Consider the following 18,063-nt stretch of genomic DNA (forward strand, 5'->3'; position numbering starts at 1 on the left):
TGTATGACTTACGTCGGCGATGCTAGTCTTACGGCGTAAGAGTGGTCAAGGAGGTTTCGTGGGACCGACGCGCGCACAAGGTCGACATGCCGGGCTGACCCGGCAACAGGTGCTACATGCAGCGGTGCAGATGGTCGACCGGGACGGTGCGGCCGCGCTGTCGATGCGGAAGCTGGCACGTGAGCTGGACGTGGAGGCGATGACGCTGTACCACCACGTGAAGAACAAACAGGGACTCGAGGACGCCATCGTCCAGTACGTGATGGACGAAGCGTTCACCGGAGCCGAAACCGATGCTCCGTGGCGGACGGTTCTCGAGGGTTACGGCCGGGCCTTCCATCGTGGCCTGCTCGCGCACCCGGGGGCGGTGCCGTTCTTCGCGTCCCGTCCGGCGATCACCCCGGGCAATGTCGTGCACCTGGAGAAGATGCTCCGGGTGTTGCGGGACGCCGGATTCGCACCGCAGGATGCGCTTCTCGTGATCCAGACACTGGCCGCCGTCGTCCTCGGTCAGCACAGCGCGCCGCCGGCAGACGACGGCGATCCGGGTATCGATACCGAAGCCCTCGCCGAGTTCCCGCTGTTCGTCGAAGCGATGGGGTCCGGTGCGCCGTCCGTGGAGTCGCGGGTGGAGTTCGCGCTGCAGGCGTTCATCGCAGGGCTGAAGGAACCGAGCGGCGCCGCAATATAGTTCGCGCGCCGAACCGGGGTTCGCTACCGCAACACGCGGGGCGAGCTCCGGTTCGGCGCGTCGGCTTCGTGACGTGGCCACACTCGGCACAGAGTTGTCTGGGATGGGAACCGCGACGTAAGAGGATCGAACGGCTCAGGCGCCGGGGCGACTCGCGACCACAGCGTCCTTGGTTGTGGGATTGCTGATCGTCGGATCCGGGCTCCAGCCGAGGATCGGCGGCACGAAGACGCACTCCAGCGGCCCTGCCGAACTCGGGTCGAGCGCGTCGAGGACGAACCATGCCGCGTTCGGATCGTTGACGATGCCGGCATGCTCGACGAAGTCGTTCGCACAGTGGTCCTGCAGCACGATGTTCGTCGCGTTGGGTGCCTCGTGGTAGCCACTGGTGTACGGGAGGACGATCTCCTCGTAGCGGGTCATGATGTTCGTGTACGTCACCTCGTCGGCATAGATGCCCGCCTCCTGGATCGTGTGGATCCAGTCCGATCCGGCAAGAACCTGCGGGCACGCACCGCATCCGAGGAAGTGGACGAGATTCTCCACGTCCTGCCGCACACCGACGTGCTCGAACAGTTCGAACGACGCCGCGAGCAGGAAGGCGTGGCTGCCCTCGTAGACCGGTCCGAGCGAGACGTAGTCGTCGACCTTCTCGTTGCCGCCGAGGAACTTCACGTACCAGACGGGCATCAGGGTGCCCTGCGAGTGACCGACGAGGTCGACCTTCTCCGCACCGGTCGCGGCAAGGACTTCGTCGACGAACTCGGAGAGTTGCTGTGCGCTGTCCTCCATCGGCAGCAGCCCGCCGACGGAACTCAACGGCCAGGGGAGGTCGGCGTGGTTGCCGTAAGTGAGGGCGAAGACGCAGTAGCCCTCGTTCGCGAGGAGAGGTCCGAGATACGACCAGTTGTTGTGACGGTTGAGCACCGTGCCGTGGACGAGCACGACGGGATCCGGGTGTTCCTCCGACGGGACGCAGTCCCAGTCGTTCGTGCCGACCGCGCTTCCGTTCGGGTCGCCGAACTCGTGGGCGAAGCCGTCCAGGAACGTCTTTCCGACGGGCAGGGGAGGAGCGGGCTCCTCCGCGGCTGCCGTTCCCGCCCCGACCACAGTGAAGGCGACCGCGAGTGCCGCGGCGGCCCATGAACGTATCTGCATTCCCATCCCCCCGAAGTATGTGGATGGGCAAGGAAGTTAACAGAAATTCTCCCCGCTGGGGAGTGCGTTTCCCGCGCGGGGTCGGGACCGCGTCAGCCCTCGGTGTCCTCCGGGGAGCGGGCGGCTTCCACTGCGGCAGTCATGGAGCCGAGGAATTCCCGCACGACGTCCAATTGCGGCTCGGAGAAGGACTCGAGCGCGGCGGAGGCCCGGGCGAAGAGCGGGCCGAAGAAATCCCAACCGAGTTTCTCGGCGGCCGGGGTCACGCGCAGGATCACGCGTCGCCGGTCGTCGCTGTCGCGATCCCGCCTCACGTGGCCGGCCCGTTCGAGCCTGTCGACGAGTGCGGTGACCGATGCCGTGTTGAGCCGCAGGTGCTCGGCGAGCCAGCCGGGTGTCGCGATCTCCCCGGCCCGCTCCCGGTCGAGAAGTCCGATCAGTGCTCGCAGATCGGTGGGGTGCAGCGCGTGTTTCTGTGCGAATTCGGCGCCGAGCAGATCGAGTTGCACCGTGAGCGCGCGCAACCGGTGGATCATGTCGAGTCTGCCGTCGTCCGTCATGTCACCTCCGCCTCTCGACAGACTCTACTCGCCCACCTAGTATCTCGATCATCGAGATATTCGACGGTGGAGGTTCCGATGCTCCGGTCACCACGCAGATCGTTCGACGAGTCCGACGAGGGCCGCGCCTTCCACGCCGCGTACGACGCACTTCTCGCGAAATGGCCGCACGGCACCGTGATCCACGATCTCGACTCCCGTTTCGGCACCACCCGCGTCACCGAGTACGGCCCGCCCGGCGCACCGCCGGTCCTGCTCCTCCCGGGCGCCGGCGCCACGTCGATGGTCTGGTTCGCCAACGCCGCGGCACTGGGGGAGGCTCACCGGCTACTGGCCGTCGACATCATCGGCGACGTCGGACGCAGCGTCACCGGCGGTGATCCCGTCCGCAGCGTCGACGATCTGCTCGAATGGCTCGGCTCCGTCGCCGATGCCCTCGGAGTGACGCGGTGTGCGGTCGTCGGTCACTCGTACGGCGCGATGATCGCGCTCGCGGCAGCCGTTCGCGCATCCCACCGGGTCGACCAGCTCGTGCTGCTCGATCCCAACTCGTGCTTCGCCGGGATGCGGCCCGGATACCTCCTGCGGGCGCTTCCCGTCCTCCTGCGGCCCACGGCCGCCCGCGAACGGGCATTTCTCGGGTGGGAAACCCGAGGGGCACAACTCGATCCCGACTGGATCACCTTGATGGCGCTCGGCGCGGAGCATTTCCCGACCGCGAAGACGATCGTGCCCCGGCGGCCGTCACCCGAAGAGCTTGGGCGGTGCACGGCCGAGACCACGGTGGTGCTCGCGCCGTTCGGGCGCGTCCACGACCCCGACGAGGTGGGCCGCGCAGCGCGGAAGGCGCTCCCGTCCTGCCGGGTCGTCACCCTCACCGCCGGTACCCATCACACCCTGCCGATGTCCCCGAGCGACGAGATCGACACCGTGCTACGGGATGCGCTGGGGACCGGTGCTCCCGCCGATCGGAATTGTGATCCAGATCACCGATGAATGTCGGATTGTTCGTTTCCGCAGGTCACCACGTAGTAACGGACTGTTCGCCGCAGGTTCGGGGTCTCGATGTGAGCCGGAAGTCGTGGAGCCGTAGAAACACACTCGCTACGGTTGAAGGCGACGAAGTGCCCCGAAACGGGCGAATGGAAGTGAGAGATCATGGGCAGTTCTCCGGCCCCTGAGCGAATTGCCGAATACCCCAGACCTTCGCACACGCTGCTCCATCTCACCGACACCCATCTCGTCGGTGGAGACGAACTCCTCTACGGCACCGTCGACGCCGACACCCGCCTCGGGCTGATCCTCGACGACATCCGTGCCTCCCGGGTCCGACCCGACGCCCTGGTGTTCACCGGCGACCTCGCCGATCGCGGCCAGCCCGATGCCTACCGCAAGCTCCGCGGACTCGTCGAACCACTGGCCGCAGCACTCGACGCCGAGATCGTGTGGGCGATGGGCAACCACGACGACCGCGCGACCTTCCGTGAAGAGCTGCTCGACGAAGCGCCCCTCGGCGCACCGATCGACGCCGTCCACGCCGTGGGCGGACTTCGGATCGTCAGCCTCGACACCTCGGTCCCGGGCCACCACCACGGTGAGGTGACCGACGACCAGCTCGCCTGGCTGGCCGACGAACTCGCGACACCCTCGCCTTTCGGTACCGTTCTCGCACTGCATCATCCGCCCGTGCCGAGCGTGTTCGACATGGCCGTCCTCGTCGAACTGCGCGACCAGGCCGGTCTGGCCGAAGTACTGCGCGGCACCGATGTCCGCGCCATCCTCGGCGGTCATCTGCACTACTCGACCTCGGCCACGTTCGCGGGCATCCCGGTGTCCGTCGCCTCGTCGACCTGCTACACGCAGGACCTGAACGTCCCGGTCGGTTCGCAGCGCGGGCACGACGGCGCGCAGGGTTTCAACCTCGTGCACGTCTATCCCGACACGATCGTGCACTCCGTGGTGCCCAGCGGAAGCTACGCCACCGCCGGGCAACCCCACACGGCCGAGGACGCGGCGCGGTGTCTGGCCGAGGCCGGCATCCGCATCCCCGAGAACCCCGACCTCACCGTTCGGATCTAGCCGACGTCCGGTCGGCCCGGGTGGTCGGTCTCCCAGGGCGCCGGAATCGGGTAGTACCGCTCCAGGAACTGCGTGACCTTCGCGGTGCGCAGCTCCAGGTCGACCTCGGGCGCGCTGCCGTCGTTGAGGCAGAACAGGTCGAGATTGCGACGCGCCAGGATCGTGTCCAGATGTCGCAGACCGGACTTCACGGTGGTGTCGACGTACTCCACCTTCGCCGTGGTCTGCTGCACCGCGCGGCCGGTCAGCAGCGTGTAGTAGTGGTAGAAGGAGTTCGTCACCGAGATGTTGTCTGCCGCCCGGAACGGGCTCGCCGCCGTCGCAGCGAACTCGTCCGCGAACTCGCGCTCCATCTCCGCCATGATCGACCTGCGCAACGGGACAGGTGTGTGCTCGAGGTGCCGAGTGATGGTGACCCCGAAGCGGTCCTGCAGAAGCTTGCGGTTCATGCGCGCGGAGTTCTCGAATCCGCTGCGCGACGCGTTGTTTCGGCCGAGACCGATCCGCACGTCGCACTCGATGAACTTGCCGACGCCCCCGCCGGAGAAGAACAGGCTCGGGCTCACCCGGCGACCGAAGAACATGTCGTCGTTCGAGTACAGGAAGTGCTCGGACAATCCCGGGATGTGATGCAACTGCGACTCGACCGCCATCGAGTTGTAGGTGGGCAGTGCCGACGGGTCGGCGAAGAACTCCTCGCTCCGCACGAAGGTCACGCGCGGATCGTCGGCGAGCCACGCCGGTCGCGGTGAGTCGGTGGCGACGAAGATCCGCCGCACCCACGGCGCGTACATGTGGACCGAACGCAGGGCGTACTTGAGTTCGTTGATCTGCCGGTAGCGCGCCGGCGAGTCGTCACCTTCGCCGACGACATAGTTCTGCATCAGCTTCGCGCGCTTGGCCTGGAACGACTTCGACGACCCGTCGACCCACGAGAACACGAGGTCGATCTCGAACGGAATGTCGCCCGGATGGCGGTCGAACATGCCCTCGATCGTGGGCCACAGCTGTCCGTACCGCTCGACCGTCGTCCGGCGCATCTCGTCGCGCAGGGCGACCGTGCGGGTGAGAGCGTTCGGACGAGGCATGATCACCTCGTCGTCGGTGTAGGTCCACAGTTCGATGTCGACCCCGTTCGACGCGCCGTACCGCAGCCCGCTGGTCAGCTCGACCCGCGGGCGGAACAGCCGGAACACCCGGTCCTTCCTGTCGCGCGAGAGCCGACCGTCCGCCACCGGGACGGGACGCCGCTTCGAACCGACGGCCTTCGAGTAGAAGGGCTCGTCGGCACACCCCTCGACGAGAGCGGCGCGCAGCCTCTTCCGATCCTGGCGGTCGACCGCCAGGATCGGGCGGTCGCTGTCGTCGCGCACGAGCAGGTAGTCGATACGCGCCCGGTCGAGCACGCGGCGCAGGAACAGTACGTCCTCGATCCGAGCCTCGTCGGGCGTGGTGGTGGTGATCGGGATGGCGTAGCGATCCTCGAACCACACCACCTCCTCATGCCTCGCGGGGCCGCGGACGGTGGCGCGGCCGATCGGCGGAGCGTCTCCGACCTGCTGAGAAAGGGAGACATAGGGAGCGTTGTGGGGGGCCGGCGTGTGCGTCGGAATCTCCTTTCACGAGTCGGGGCAGGAATGGCCCATTTTAACGCCGATCTGAGCTAAGTTCTCGCGTAGGCGATGTGACGATCCTGTGAACGCCGACCCTGCCGGCTCTCGAAGGCCGAACCGGTGCCGTGTAGCCTGTCCGCAGGACTCGACACGGGGTGCCGGAAACGGCTGAGAGAACACCCGTCGAACCTGATCTCGATTATGCGAGCGAAGGGATGCCGAGCCGGCGCCGGGCCACAGGTCTGTCGCCCTCACGCACCCTTCCCCACACAGGGAAGGCACAGAAGATGTCATTGCAGAACCAGGTCGTCCTCGTCACCGGCGCCGGTCGCGGCCTCGGCCGCAGCATCGCGCAGGCGTTCGCCGACGAAGGAGCCGCCGTCGTCCTCGACTACCGGCGCAGCGGCGAGGGCGCTCACGAACTGGCCGACAAGATCGGACCCGAGCGGGCGGTCGCGCTGAAGGCCGATGTCACCGACCGCGCCGACGTCGAAGCGCTGTTCACCCGGGCCCGCGAGCACTTCGGACGTCCCGTCACCACGGTCGTCAACAACGCCCTGCCCGATTTCTCCTTCAACGGCGACGCTCGGCCCAAGGCAGACGAGATCGGATACGACCGGTTCGGAGCCCAGTTCGACGGTGTCGTCGGCGGCGCGGTCAACATCATCCAGGCGGCTCTGCCGGGCATGCGCGAGGCCGGTGGCGGCAGCATCGTCAACATCGGCACCAACCTGTTCCAGCACCCCGTCGTCCCGTACCACGACTACACCGCGGCCAAGGCCGCGCTGCTGTCGCTGACCCGCACCTTCGCCGCCGACCTCGGCCCCGACGGGATCCGCGTCAACATGGTCTCCGGCGGTCTGCTGCGCACGACCGACGCATCGTCGGCGACCCCCGAAGCGGTGTTCGACCTCATCGCGTCGTCGACGCCGCTGCGGAAGGTCACCACGCCCGAGGACTTCGCGGCGGCGGTGCTGTTCTTCGCCTCCGACTGGTCGCGGGCCGTCACCGGACAGAACCTGGTGGTCGACGGGGGACTGGTGATGAACTGATGGCCGGACCACGCACCCTTCACCTCAACGCCTTCCTCTACGGCGTCGGGCATCATTCGTCGGCGTGGCGGCATCCCGACTCCGCGGCCGGACGCATCGGCGACATCACGTATTTCGAGGAACTCGCCCGCACCGCCGAACGGGGATGCCTCGACGCGGTGTTCTTCGCCGACGGTCACAGCGTCAACCCGAAGTACACGGCAGGCACCACCTGGTTCCTCGAACCGCTGACTGCGCTGTCGGCGATGGCGCGCGCGACCGAGCACATCGGTCTCGTCACCACCGTCTCCGCGAGTTTCTTCACGCCCTTCCATGCCGCACGGATGCTCGCCTCGCTCGATCACATCAGCGGGGGACGGGTGGGCGCGAACATCGTCACCTCGATGTTCGACGAGGAAGCGCGCAACCACGGATTCGACGCCCTGCCTCCGCACGCCGAACGGTATGCGCGGGCCGAGGAATTCATCGAGGTGCTCTGCGCTCTGTGGGATTCGTGGGGTGACGGCGGTGTCCTCGTCGACCGGGCGGGTGGCAGCTTCCTGGACTCCGACGCGATCCGCCCGATCCATCACCGGGGCAGTCATTTCCGCGTCGACGGTCCGCTGACCGTGCCGCGGTGCCCGCAGGGTCGTCCGGTGCTGTTCCAGGCCGGCGCCTCGGAGACCGGACGCAACCTGGCGGCCCGTCACGCCGAGGCCGTCTACTCCGTCGCGTGGGACATGACCGCGGCGCTCGAGTACGTCACCGACCTGCGTGCGCGGATCGCCGCGGCCGGCAGGGATCCCGGGACGGTCGCCATCCTGCCCGGACTCGTCACCTACGTCGGTCGCACCGAAGCGGAGGCGTGGGCGAAGAAGGCCGAACTCGATGCGCTCCTCGACGTCGACGCCGCCATCACCCAGCTCGGCGTGTTCACGGGTCAGGACTACACCGGTCACGACCTCGACGCCCCCGTCGCCGACCTGCCGCCCATCGAGGAGTTCAGCGGTCCGCAGGGTCGCTATGCGACGGTGCAGCGCATCATCGAGACCCGTCGTCCCACCCTGCGCGAGCTGCTCGGCTACCTCGCCGCGGGTGGTGGTCACGCGACCATGATCGGCACCGCCGAATCCGTCGCCGACAGCATCGAGGAATGGTTCACCGCGGGCGCCTGCGACGGCTTCAACCTGATGTGCCCCGCCTATCCGGATTCGCTCGACGACTTCGTCGACCTCGTCGTCCCGGAACTGCAGCGTCGTGGCCTGTTCCGGACCGAGTATCCCGGCTCGACCCTGCGCGACTCGCTCGGTCTGAAGTCGCCGTAGCGGAGAAGAGCGCGAAGCGGTCATCGGAGCGGGTTGTAGCGTGCACCGATGACCGTTTCGCGCTCTCGAGCCGGTCGGTACGATCAGCCTCCCGGCGTCGGCGCGGGTGTGCTTTCCTCCGCTCCGGGAGCCCGTGCCGGGTCGCCCGGCGGCTGGTAACCGGAACCGTAGAAGATCGGCAGGATGCCCTTGACGAGGGTCAGCGCCGAACCTTCACCCGACGGCACCGTCGACAGATTGGTCGCGATGACGATCGTCAGGTCGGTCTCCGGGTCGTGGCCCATGAAGGTCATGAAGCCCGGAAGCTGACCGTCGTGTCCGAGCAACGGGCCGAACTGTGCCATGCCGAGGCCGTAGCCTGCGGTTCCGCCGCCCACCGACTGCACGCTGTCGAGCCGGGTCTGCTGCATCTGCTCGTCGAGCAGACCACCGCCGACCAGCGCCTTCACGTAGGTGGTCATGTCGTCGACGGTGGAGATCGCAGCGCCCGCGGTCCACGTCCACGACGGGTTGTCGTCGGTCACGTCGTTCGGCTTCAACGTCCCCGCGACCGCGGCGGCCTGCTCGTCCTCCGGCAGCGCGAAGGTATCGATGGTGGAGACATTGGTGCCGAACATGTAGCCCTGCGGATGTGGGTCGGGGATCGAGGCATCATCGATCGCGGGGAACGAGGTGTTCCCCAGCCCGAGCGGAACGAAGATGCGCTCGTCGAACGCCTCCGCGACCGGCATGCCCGTCAGTTGCTCGATGACGAGTCCGAGCAGCACCGTATTGGTGTTGCTGTACTCGAACTGCTCTCCGGGCGGGAAGTTCACGGGCTGGGAGAACGCGATCTGCAGCAGCTCCTCCTGCGTCCACGCCTTCTCGGGTTCGCGGTCCAGCGTCGCGTTGAATTCCGGATCGAAAGTGTAGCTGTACAGGCCGCTCCGCATCTCGGCGAGCTGCGCGATGGTGATCGTGTCGCCGTTCGGGACGCCGTCGATGTACTTCGAGATCGGGTCGTCGAGCGACAGGCGACCGTCCTCCACCAGCTGCAGGACGGCGGTCACCGTCATCGTCTTCGTATTGCTCCCGATCCGGAAATGATCGTCGGCGGAGATCGGGTCGTCGGCGTCGATGGTGGAGGTGCCGAACGTGCCGGTCCAGTCACCGCGGTCGGGGGAGCTGATCTGGACCACTGCGCCGGGAATGGCGTTGTCGCGCATCAACTGCTCGACTGTCGATTGCAGCTCGGCCACGTACTCGGGCTGAGCCGCCTCGGTGGAGGCCGGAGACTGCGTGGATTCGGGTTCGGTGGTATCGGAACTGCACGCCGACGCGGTCAGTACGGCCACCGCCACGAGCGAGGCTGCGAGTGTCTTCATCAATCGTCTGCTTTCGGGATCGGTGGTCCCCGAAAGAACAGGGGACTCTGTGATGGTGTCACGAATTCGGACATTTCCCGCTGTCGAGGTGAATTTTTCACCCTCTCCGAACGATTCCGATCGCAGTGTCCCTCGTGTCATCCTGGAGCGGGACCGAATCCGTGTTCGGAGGTCGAATCATGAAGGCACTGGTGTTCCACGGGCCGGGGAAACGATCGTGGGAGGACGTTCCCGACGCGACGATCAAGGACAGTACCGATGCCGTGGTGCGCGTCGACGCGGTCACCATCTGCGGCACCGACCTGCACATCCTCGGAGGTGACGTACCCGAGGTGACCGACGGACGGATCCTCGGTCACGAGGCCGTCGGCACCGTGGTCGAGGTGGGCGACGGAGTGCAGACACTCGCGCCCGGCGACCGCGTACTGGTCTCGTGTGTCACCGCATGCGGCACGTGCCGGTTCTGCCGCGAGAGCCGCTACGGGCAATGCCTCGGGGGCGGCGGCTGGATCCTCGGACATCTGATCGACGGCACCCAGGCCGAACTGGTCCGAGTTCCGTACGCCGACAATTCGACCCACCGAATTCCCGATGGGGTGAGCGACGAACAGATGCTCATGCTCGCCGACATCCTGCCCACCTCCTACGAGGTCGGCGTTCTCAACGGCTGTCTCCGGCCGGCGGACGTCGTCGTCATCATCGGTGCCGGCCCCATCGGGCTCGCTGCCATCCTCGCCGCACGACTGTTCAGTCCGAGCCGCATCGTCGCCGTCGACCTCGCCGACAGCCGCCTCGAGGCAGCGAAGGCATTCGGGGCGAACGTCGTGGTCAACAGCGGTCGCGACGACGTCGCCGAGGTCGTCCGCGACCTCACCGGAGGCCTCGGCGCCGACGTCACGATGGAGGCCGTCGGCTATCCGGAGACGTTCGAGCAGGCGGTCGCACTCGCCCGGCCGTGCGGGCACGTCGCCAACATCGGCGTGCACGGCAAGCCCGCGACACTGCACCTCGAGGACATCTGGATCAAGAACCTGACGATCACCACCGGCCTCGTCGACACCTATTCGACGCCTACCCTCATCGGTCTCGTGAGCAGCGGTCAGCTCGACACGTCACCGATGATCACGCACCGGTTCGCGCTCGACGAGTTCGAACAGGCCTACGACGTGTTCTCCCGCGCCGGCGAAACCGGTGCGTTGAAGGTGCTCCTCACCGCCGGTTCGTGACCGGCCCTGCACTCACTTCTGCGGGTTGACCACATCGAGAAGTTGCTGGATCTGCTCCGGGTCGACCCCCGGAGCGAATCCGGCGAGACGACCGAGCGGCATCGACGCCGCCATCTTCAGGACGCTCTCGTCGATCCCGACGTCGCCACCCATCGAACCGAACGCCTGCAGGACGATCTCGGCGGCCTCGGGGTTCTGGAACAGTTCTCCGAGAGACGATTCCATCGTCAGCGGAATCCGCACCGCGTCGCCCTCCACGTCGACGGTGAGCGTCTGCCGGATGTCGCGACTCGATGCGCCGATCTCGATGCTGTACGTGCCACCTTCGACCACCCAGGAATCGACGCGGGTGTCCCAGTAGGCGAGGTCGTCGCGTCGCACATGCACGGCGACCCGCTGTGATTCGCCGGGTTCCAAGCGAACCTTGGTGAATCCCTTCAACTCTCGCGGTGCTCGCGCGACCGAGGAGTCGGGCACACCGACGTAGACCTGCACGACCTCGGCACCCGCACGCTCAGCGGTGTTGGTGACGGTGACGTGCACCGTGAGATCACCGTCGGATTGCACTGTCGCATCGGCATATTCGAAGGTCGTGTACGACAGGCCGTGACCGAACGGGAACGAGACATCGAGGCGACGCGCGTCGTACGAGCGGTATCCGACGAACAGCCCTTCGCCGTACCGTACGTGGCCGTGCTCGCCCGGAAAGTTCGTGTGTGCCGGGGTGTCCTCGAGACGGATCGGGACGGTCTCCGCGAGTCGTCCACTCGGATTCACCTGCCCGAAGAGAACGTCGGCGACCGCACCGCCACCGGCCTGCCCGAGCAACCACCCTTCGACGATCGCAGGAACACGATGGGCGAAGCCGCTCAACCGCACGACACCACCGTTCGACAACACGACGACGACGTTCGGGTTCGCCACCAGCACCGCGTCGAGCAGTGCGATCTGGCTGTGCGGGAGTTCGAGATCGTCACGGTCGAAGCCCTCGGATTCGAGTTCGGCAGGCACACCCAGGAAGACGACCGCGATATCCGCCTTTCCGGCGAGCGCGACTGCTTCCTCGACGAGTGCGGCCGAGTCCGATCCGTCGAGTGCATATCCGGCAGCGAAGGGCACGTCGCGGCCGGACAGTGAGCGCATCTCGTCGAGCGCGTTGTCGAGGCGCGTCGGTTCGATGCGCGACGAGCCGGCGCCCTGGTAGCGCGGAGTGCGGGCGAGTTCGCCGATCACCGCGACGTTCGCATCGGCGGCGAGGGGGAGCAGGTCGTTCTCGTTGCGGAGCAGGACGATGCTCTGGCCGGCCACCTCGCGGGCGAAGGCGTGGTGGGCGTCGGCGTCGAAGGTCGCATCGGGATCGGCCGCAGCGACGGCCTTCTGCACCAGTTCGATCACTCGTGCAGCCGCCTGGTCGAGCACCGACTCGTCGACCGTGCCCGCCCGGACGGCCGCGACGATTTCGGCATCCGTACGACCGCCCGTCGACGGCATCTCGAGATCCAGACCGGCGGCGAGGGACGCCACGCGGTCGTCGACGGCACCCCAATCACTCACGACCAGACCCTCGAAGCCCCACTCGTCGCGCAGGACGTCGGTGAGCAACCACGGGTTCCGGGAGGAGAACACGCCGTTGATGCGGTTGTACGAGCACATCACCGTCCACGGCTGCGCGTCGCGCACGACCCGCTCGAACGCACGCAGGTAGATCTCCCGCAACGGCCGCGGGTCGATGTCGGCGGAGATCCGCATCCGGTCGGTCTCCTGATTGTTCGCCGCGAAGTGCTTCAGCGACGCACCGACACCCTGCGACTGCAGGCCGCGCACGAGCGCCGCGCCCAGGACGCCGGAGAGCAGCGGATCCTCCGACAGGTACTCGAAGTTCCGCCCGCACAGTGGCGAGCGCTTGATGTTGATGCCGGGCCCGAGCAGTACGGCGACCTGCAGCGCCTTGGCTTCCGCGCCCAGCGCTGCGCCGACCCGTTCGACCAGCTCCGGATCGAAGGAACATCCCAGCGCGACGGCGGGCGGGAAGCAGGTCGCCGGGACGGACGAGTTCAAGCCGAGATGATCGCCCGCCGCGGTCTGCTTGCGCACACCGTGCGGCCCGTCGGTGAGCATGATCGAGGGAATGTCCGCGCGCGGAACGGGTTCGGTGTGCCAGAAGTCGAGGCCGCTCATGAGCGACGCCTTCTCCTCGACGGTCAGTTGCGCCACGATCTCGACGGGTGAGCGGTCGGTCATGCTGCTCCTTCGGACGGGTCGGTCCGCTGCACCATAACCCTCGGGGAGGACGGACGACATCGGTGGCGTCGAAGAAGGCGTCACAGCGGGAGGGCGGTTTCGATCCTGTCGGTAGGAAGGTTGAGAATGTCCGATCGTGGTGGTTCTCGTCGGGGGACGAAGCGATCGGAGGAGTACGTGATCGAAGTGCACGCGTCCGCGGAAGGGGCCGTGATGTTGCCCCGCGACCATCGGTGGGTGGTGGTCGACGTCGAGACCTCGGGGGTGCGTCCCAACGCCCACCGGGTGCTGAGCGTGGCGGCTCTCGTATTGCGCGAGGACGGGTCCGTGGAGCGGGAGTTCTCGACCCTCGTCGACCCCGGCTGCGATCCGGGACCGGTGCACGTCCACAATCTCACACGGGAGCGCCTCGCCGGGTCACCGCGATTCGAGGACATCGCCGGTGAACTGGCCGGAATCCTCGACGGCGCCACGATCGTCGCCCACAACGCCTCGTTCGACTACGGATTCCTCGACGCCGAGTTCCGTCGGGCCGGCACGTCGCTCCCGGCCGAGCATCGCCTGTGCACGCTCGCGTTGTCGCGCCGACTCGAACTCGACGTCCCCAACTACCGGCTTGCCACCCTTGCGCAGCACTGGCAGGTCCAGCAGCTGCAGGAGCACGACGCCTACGACGACGCGCGCGTCCTGTCCGAGATCTTCCTGCGAAGCGCCGCGATGGCCGACAACCTGCAGTTGCCGCTACCCGTCGTCAACTGTCGCAGTCGCAAGTCGGTGTATCCGGCATCCGTCCCGCGGGTCGCGTGCGGGTGGAAGAACCCGGGTCGCCTCGGCGACGACGGCCTCGTCCAGGGTATGAAGGTCGTGATCAGCGGCTCCACCGTCACCCCGCGGGTCGCGCTCGCGAACCTGCTGACCGAGGCCGGACTCGACGTGATGAACAATGCCAGCAAGCAGACCAGCGTCGTGGTGTGCAACGACCCCACGGTGCAGACCGCCAAGGTCCGCAAGGCGATGGCCGAGAGCATCCCTGTGATCAGCGAGCAGCAGCTCGAGGATCTCCTGACGCGGGTGCGGCCGGGTGAACCGAAGGTGGCGACGGTCGTCGACATCATTCCGCCGCCGGAACCGCAGGTCGCGGTGGCGCCCCCGGTCCGGCCGCTGGCCGCGCAGAAGCCCAAGCTGTGGACCGGACGCAAGGTGCTGCTGCTCGGTGGCACGCACCTGCAGGCGGTCATGATGCGCTCGCGTCTCACCCAGCTCGGTGCTCGTCCGGCCCTCAACTTCACGGCCGCTGTCACCGACGTGCTCGTGCTCGACGGGGGAGAGGCCGACAAGCGGATGGCGCGGGTCGCGGCGCGGGAGCTGCCCGTCCTCCTGCCCGACGACGTCGATGCCGCGGTGGAGAAGGGCATCGTGCCCCCACACATGCGTGTGGAGTCGTGGCTGACGGCGCCGGTGCTGTCGCGCGGCGAGGTGATCGACCTGCCGACCGACAGCCACCGCTGGGCGGTGAACGTCGCATGGAAGGCCGAGACGGCCGGCGACGAGTTCGACCTCGACGTCGTGGCCTTCCTGCTCGGCGCCGACGAAAAAGTCGACACCGACGACGATTTCGTCTTCTACAACAACCCGCTCTACGACGACGGCGTCGTCGAACTGACCATCGACGGTTCGAGTGAGCACTGCATCCGGGTCGACTTCGCCGAGCTTCCCGCCGAATGCGAACGCATCGTCATCGCCGCGGCCATCGACGGCAACCGCACCTTCGGCGAACTCGGCGCGGTGTCGGTCGGAGTCGACAGCGACAGCGGCACCGCCGCGACGTTCGTGCTCGACGCCGGCACCACCGAACGCACCATGGTCCTCGCCGAGATCTACCGCCGCGCCGGCAAATGGCGGCTGCGCGCGGTGGGGCAGGGGTACGACGACGACCTCGCGGCCCTCGCACGCCGATACGGGGTGGATGTCGACGACTGACCTCTGCTTCGTTGCGCGGGTTCGGTGTCGGTGCTTGGGGCACCTTCTCAATGCATCCGCTCGCGAAATTGCTATCTGCACCTGCCGTACGTTGGTTGTCAGGATGGTCGTGAGACATCCTGACAACCAACGCGGGGATCGGAGTAACAGATGTCCGACCTCATCACCCTCCCCGTAGGACGAACCCGACAAGGCCACCGCGCGTTCTCCATGGCCTACAAGATCGAGTTCTTGCGCCGATGGGACACCTGCGTCGAACGCGGAGCCAAGACCCGACTGCTGCGCGAGAACAATCTCGCCGAAGGCACCGTCCGCCGCTGGCTGCAGGCCCGCGATGAGGGACACTTGCAGAAGTCGATGGTCGAAGCAGCAGACAAAGCGAGGGACCGATTGGATAGTCGAGACCGCGCGGAGCTTGCCAAACTCCGCCGCGAAAACGAACGCCTCCGCGACAAGGTCGCCCAGAGCGACGCCGCCGTGGAGATCCTGGGAAAAGCATTCGAGCTCTTGCAGGGGATCCACAAGACCTCGACCGACGAGACCACCGAGATCCCGCCGGCATTGATGAGCGCACGCGAGTACGCGCTGTGGCTCGAGCGCAGAACATTGTCCTGACCGACATCGTCACCGAATTGACCGAGGCGGGAACGTCCGTCACCCGGGGGTGCGCGCTCGTGGGAATCGCTCGGTCGAGCTACTACCGGCGGGCCCACCACTACCGGCACTATCAGCCGGTCACCGATCCGATCCCGCAGCGACAGCGGCAGCAACCAGCGGCGCTGTCGCCAGCCGAAAAGGACACCATCATCGCGTTGATCCTCGCCGAGGAGAACGCGGATCAGTCTGTGTGTCAAATCTATTGGCGTTCATTCGACGACGGATTGGTGGACTGCTCGGAGGTCACATTCTATCGGGTGGCCCGGGCCGAGAAGCTCACCGGGGACCGGCGCCGCAGCCGCACCGGAGGACCGTCGACGTCGCGGCGCACACCGGTCGTCGAGGCCCTCGACGTCGGGGACCTGTGGTCGTGGGACATCACCACGCTCAAGGGGCCCCGCACGCAGGACCTGTTTCGGTTGTATCTGGCGATCGATGTGTACTCACGGTTTCCGGTGGCGTGGCGTATCGAGTACCACGAGGACAAGGCAAAAGCGGTGGAAATGTTCACCGAAGCGTTCACCGCGTTCGGGGCGCCGGGCGTGCTGCACGCCGACAACGGGGCATCGATGCGGTCGGGGTTGTTGCTCGATGCCCTCGCCGGGGCGGGGGTCGTGTCGTCGTTCTCTCGTCCACGGGTCAGTGACGACAATCCGTTCTCGGAGTCTCTGTTCAAGACCATCAAGTACGACCTGACCTGTCCGGATCGTTTCGATGATATCGATCATGCTCGGCGGTGGACCGAGGACTTCATGAACCGGTATGCGCTCGAGCACCGGCACGGCGGGCTGGGACGTTATACGCCGGTGTCGGTGTTTCTCGGCAGTGCCGCCGAGGAACACCGACGTCGGCAGGAGCGTCTCGACCGGATCCACGAAAAGTATCCGCAGCGGTTCCGTCGTCGACCGGCAGCGCCGGCGTTACCGCAACCGACGGGAATCAACACACCTGTTCTGTCTCAGACAGGTTGACAACTTCCGCGTAACCGTAGCGAATGACGAACCTGCGAGCGGATGGAAGTCGAATCAGCTGCGCCCCTTGCCTATTCGGCCCCGATCGATTGTCGGCCGACACCAACACAACTGCTCGAACGCGCGAAATGGTCATCGGTGCGCGTTATTGCGCGCTCTGATGATCATTTCCCGCTCCGCTGTCGGGGTCTGTGGCGGCGAGTTGACGGGCCCAGTCGGATTCGGTGTCGAGGAAGGCTTCTCCACCGGCGGCGAAGGCGTCGCGGAGTTGGGTGAGGGCGAGAGTGAACTGCTCGATGCGTTCGACTGCAGATTCCGGTGTGCCGGACGCTTTGCGCTTGTAACCGGCCGCGAGCTGTTGCGCTGACGCGAAGTCCCCGAACCCCTCGACATTGAGGAGCCTACGCGCTGTCTCGTGTGACTCGTCGAATTCATCAAGCATGACCTTGCATATCCTGAGGATCTCGTTCACGACATGCGGCTCGAGTCGGGTAAAGCCGGATGGCATAGTGCTCCTCGTGGGTCAGTTGAGAAAGGGTTCGATCGACGCGATGAGTTCCTCGAACCCGTCACACCACACCTCGATGGGCGGACGAGTTACGGAGTCCGAGTGGTAGAGCCTGTCGAAAATGACGATTCCGAAGTTTGTTTCCAGGACATACGTACAGGCGAGTGACGCCGACGGGTCGACTCGGAGGAGTGCAGCCCGGCCATTGATCGATGTCGGTTCGGAAATGTGCCCGTTCTTCTGAGATTCCTCTTCGAGGGTGACGTTCCCCGCCAGGATGTTGAGCCCGTATCCACGCCTGACGCCGGGGATGTAGTCGTCCTTCTTGTAAAGACACCCCAGAAATGTGTACGTCCCCATCGGCATGTCCGCGAGCTCCTTCTTCCCCGCGTCGTACCCGGCCGCGTTCATGACGTCGTCGGGGATGTCGTAGCAGGGGTCGAAGGTGACCGGTGGTCGGCCGGAGTCGTCGGTGATGCGCGGGGTGCGGGTGGTCGACGTGGATGCTTCGTCGCTCATCACGTCGTCTGCAGCGCTCGGGCTGCACGCCGTCGCCACGACCGCGAGTGCTGCGAGCGCGACCGTTCCCCACCTACCCATGCGACCCCCCGATCGATTCGTCGGCAGACGCTAACACAACGGATCGGTCGGGCACTCCG

16 protein-coding genes and 1 riboswitch are annotated in these 18,063 nt (G+C 66.5%); of the genes, 9 read left to right on the forward strand and 7 right to left on the reverse strand.

What is annotated here, in order from left to right; translation table 11 throughout:
• Positions 1-58 precede the first annotated feature (58 nt).
• Positions 59-691 (forward strand): TetR/AcrR family transcriptional regulator C-terminal domain-containing protein, encoded by a 633-nt coding sequence (locus tag C6Y44_RS07660; protein ID WP_145708807.1) that lies wholly within the window; start codon positions 59-61, stop codon positions 689-691.
• Positions 692-826: 135 nt separating this feature from the next.
• Here the strand turns inward: C6Y44_RS07660 and C6Y44_RS07665 are convergent, their stop codons facing one another.
• Complete coding sequence (locus C6Y44_RS07665) at positions 827-1,855, reverse strand: esterase/lipase family protein (RefSeq protein ID WP_085470365.1); 1,029 nt, start codon at positions 1,853-1,855, stop codon at positions 827-829.
• Positions 1,856-1,941: 86 nt separating this feature from the next.
• The gene (locus C6Y44_RS07670) at positions 1,942-2,409 is read right to left on the reverse strand and encodes a MarR family winged helix-turn-helix transcriptional regulator (protein WP_145708808.1); all 468 of its coding nucleotides are present in this window, start codon (positions 2,407-2,409) and stop codon (positions 1,942-1,944) included.
• A 78-nt stretch (positions 2,410-2,487) separates the two neighbouring features.
• On the opposite strand from C6Y44_RS07670, the gene C6Y44_RS07675 reads away from it, so the two are divergent.
• Together C6Y44_RS07675 and C6Y44_RS07680 are read left to right on the forward strand one after the other, a co-directional pair.
• Positions 2,488-3,405 (forward strand): alpha/beta fold hydrolase, encoded by a 918-nt coding sequence (locus tag C6Y44_RS07675; protein ID WP_192378735.1) that lies wholly within the window; start codon positions 2,488-2,490, stop codon positions 3,403-3,405.
• Between the two features lie 162 nt (positions 3,406-3,567).
• Positions 3,568-4,488 carry a phosphodiesterase gene (locus C6Y44_RS07680; protein WP_145708809.1) on the forward strand — a complete coding sequence of 307 codons (921 nt, stop codon included), beginning with the start codon at positions 3,568-3,570 and terminating at the stop codon, positions 4,486-4,488.
• Here C6Y44_RS07680 and C6Y44_RS07685 read toward each other — a convergent pair.
• Positions 4,485-5,981 carry a stealth family protein gene (locus C6Y44_RS07685; protein WP_159418817.1) on the reverse strand — a complete coding sequence of 499 codons (1,497 nt, stop codon included), beginning with the start codon at positions 5,979-5,981 and terminating at the stop codon, positions 4,485-4,487. The two genes, C6Y44_RS07680 and C6Y44_RS07685, sit on opposite strands and share 4 nt — an antisense overlap.
• Before the next feature lie 261 nt (positions 5,982-6,242).
• A riboswitch (TPP riboswitch) is annotated at positions 6,243-6,334 on the forward strand.
• Between the two features lie 54 nt (positions 6,335-6,388).
• Here C6Y44_RS07685 and C6Y44_RS07690 point away from each other — a divergent pair.
• Together C6Y44_RS07690 and C6Y44_RS07695 are read left to right on the forward strand one after the other, a co-directional pair.
• Positions 6,389-7,153, forward strand: a complete 765-nt coding sequence (locus C6Y44_RS07690) for a 3-oxoacyl-ACP reductase (protein ID WP_059382882.1) — start codon at positions 6,389-6,391, stop codon at positions 7,151-7,153.
• Positions 7,153-8,457: an LLM class flavin-dependent oxidoreductase gene (locus C6Y44_RS07695; RefSeq protein WP_159418816.1), complete on the forward strand. Its 1,305-nt coding sequence runs from the start codon at positions 7,153-7,155 to the stop codon at positions 8,455-8,457. The genes C6Y44_RS07690 and C6Y44_RS07695 overlap by 1 nt, the downstream gene beginning before the upstream one ends.
• 83 nt (positions 8,458-8,540) lie before the next feature.
• Here the strand turns inward: C6Y44_RS07695 and C6Y44_RS07700 are convergent, their stop codons facing one another.
• Positions 8,541-9,821: a serine hydrolase domain-containing protein gene (locus tag C6Y44_RS07700; RefSeq protein ID WP_159418815.1), complete on the reverse strand. Its 1,281-nt coding sequence runs from the start codon at positions 9,819-9,821 to the stop codon at positions 8,541-8,543.
• A 179-nt stretch (positions 9,822-10,000) separates the two neighbouring features.
• On the opposite strand from C6Y44_RS07700, the gene C6Y44_RS07705 reads away from it, so the two are divergent.
• On the forward strand, positions 10,001-11,047 hold the full coding sequence (locus C6Y44_RS07705) for a zinc-dependent alcohol dehydrogenase family protein (protein ID WP_159418814.1): 1,047 nt from the start codon (positions 10,001-10,003) through the stop codon (positions 11,045-11,047).
• A gap of 12 nt (positions 11,048-11,059) precedes the next feature.
• Here C6Y44_RS07705 and C6Y44_RS07710 read toward each other — a convergent pair whose 3' ends face one another.
• Positions 11,060-13,288 carry a glycoside hydrolase family 3 C-terminal domain-containing protein gene (locus C6Y44_RS07710; RefSeq protein ID WP_159418813.1) on the reverse strand — a complete coding sequence of 743 codons (2,229 nt, stop codon included), beginning with the start codon at positions 13,286-13,288 and terminating at the stop codon, positions 11,060-11,062.
• Positions 13,289-13,414: 126 nt separating this feature from the next.
• Between C6Y44_RS07710 and C6Y44_RS07715 the strand changes: the two genes are divergently transcribed.
• The 3 genes from C6Y44_RS07715 to C6Y44_RS07725 all read left to right on the forward strand — a co-directional run bounded on the left by C6Y44_RS07715 (position 13,415) and on the right by C6Y44_RS07725 (position 16,896).
• Positions 13,415-15,268 (forward strand): TerD family protein, encoded by a 1,854-nt coding sequence (locus C6Y44_RS07715; RefSeq protein ID WP_159418812.1) that lies wholly within the window; start codon positions 13,415-13,417, stop codon positions 15,266-15,268.
• 150 nt (positions 15,269-15,418) lie between these two features.
• Positions 15,419-15,883, forward strand: coding sequence for a hypothetical protein (locus C6Y44_RS07720; protein ID WP_159418770.1), 465 nt, complete (start codon positions 15,419-15,421; stop codon positions 15,881-15,883).
• Entirely contained in the window at positions 15,856-16,896 is a 1,041-nt protein-coding gene (locus C6Y44_RS07725) for a DDE-type integrase/transposase/recombinase (RefSeq protein ID WP_216850658.1), read from the forward strand. The genes C6Y44_RS07720 and C6Y44_RS07725 overlap by 28 nt, the downstream gene beginning before the upstream one ends.
• 145 nt (positions 16,897-17,041) lie before the next feature.
• On the opposite strand, the gene C6Y44_RS07730 is transcribed toward C6Y44_RS07725, so the two are convergent.
• Both C6Y44_RS07730 and C6Y44_RS07735 read right to left on the reverse strand, forming a co-directional pair.
• Positions 17,042-17,338: a hypothetical protein gene (locus C6Y44_RS07730; RefSeq protein WP_230792945.1), complete on the reverse strand. Its 297-nt coding sequence runs from the start codon at positions 17,336-17,338 to the stop codon at positions 17,042-17,044.
• Between the two features lie 81 nt (positions 17,339-17,419).
• Complete coding sequence (locus tag C6Y44_RS07735) at positions 17,420-18,004, reverse strand: DUF3558 domain-containing protein (RefSeq protein WP_159418811.1); 585 nt, start codon at positions 18,002-18,004, stop codon at positions 17,420-17,422.
• Positions 18,005-18,063: the final 59 nt, after the last annotated feature.

The sequence above is a fragment of the Rhodococcus rhodochrous genome, assembly GCF_014854695.1.
In the GTDB taxonomy this organism is placed as follows: Bacteria; Actinomycetota; Actinomycetes; order Mycobacteriales; family Mycobacteriaceae; genus Rhodococcus.

Bases quoted from the DNA above. Each gene is read 5' to 3' on its own strand.
- C6Y44_RS07665 (WP_085470365.1), bottom strand. From the start codon at position 1,855: ATGGGAATGCAGATACGTTCATGGGCCGCCGCGGCACTCGCGGTCGCC.
- C6Y44_RS07670 (WP_145708808.1), bottom strand. From the start codon at position 2,409: ATGACGGACGACGGCAGACTCGACATGATCCACCGGTTGCGCGCGCTC.
- C6Y44_RS07675 (WP_192378735.1), top strand. From the start codon at position 2,488: ATGCTCCGGTCACCACGCAGATCGTTCGACGAGTCCGACGAGGGCCGC.
- C6Y44_RS07680 (WP_145708809.1), top strand. From the start codon at position 3,568: ATGGGCAGTTCTCCGGCCCCTGAGCGAATTGCCGAATACCCCAGACCT.
- C6Y44_RS07690 (WP_059382882.1), top strand. From the start codon at position 6,389: ATGTCATTGCAGAACCAGGTCGTCCTCGTCACCGGCGCCGGTCGCGGC.
- C6Y44_RS07695 (WP_159418816.1), top strand. From the start codon at position 7,153: ATGGCCGGACCACGCACCCTTCACCTCAACGCCTTCCTCTACGGCGTC.
- C6Y44_RS07700 (WP_159418815.1), bottom strand. From the start codon at position 9,821: ATGAAGACACTCGCAGCCTCGCTCGTGGCGGTGGCCGTACTGACCGCG.
- C6Y44_RS07705 (WP_159418814.1), top strand. From the start codon at position 10,001: ATGAAGGCACTGGTGTTCCACGGGCCGGGGAAACGATCGTGGGAGGAC.
- C6Y44_RS07710 (WP_159418813.1), bottom strand. From the start codon at position 13,288: ATGACCGACCGCTCACCCGTCGAGATCGTGGCGCAACTGACCGTCGAG.
- C6Y44_RS07715 (WP_159418812.1), top strand. From the start codon at position 13,415: ATGTCCGATCGTGGTGGTTCTCGTCGGGGGACGAAGCGATCGGAGGAG.
- C6Y44_RS07720 (WP_159418770.1), top strand. From the start codon at position 15,419: ATGTCCGACCTCATCACCCTCCCCGTAGGACGAACCCGACAAGGCCAC.
- C6Y44_RS07730 (WP_230792945.1), bottom strand. From the start codon at position 17,338: ATGCTTGATGAATTCGACGAGTCACACGAGACAGCGCGTAGGCTCCTC.
- C6Y44_RS07735 (WP_159418811.1), bottom strand. From the start codon at position 18,004: ATGGGTAGGTGGGGAACGGTCGCGCTCGCAGCACTCGCGGTCGTGGCG.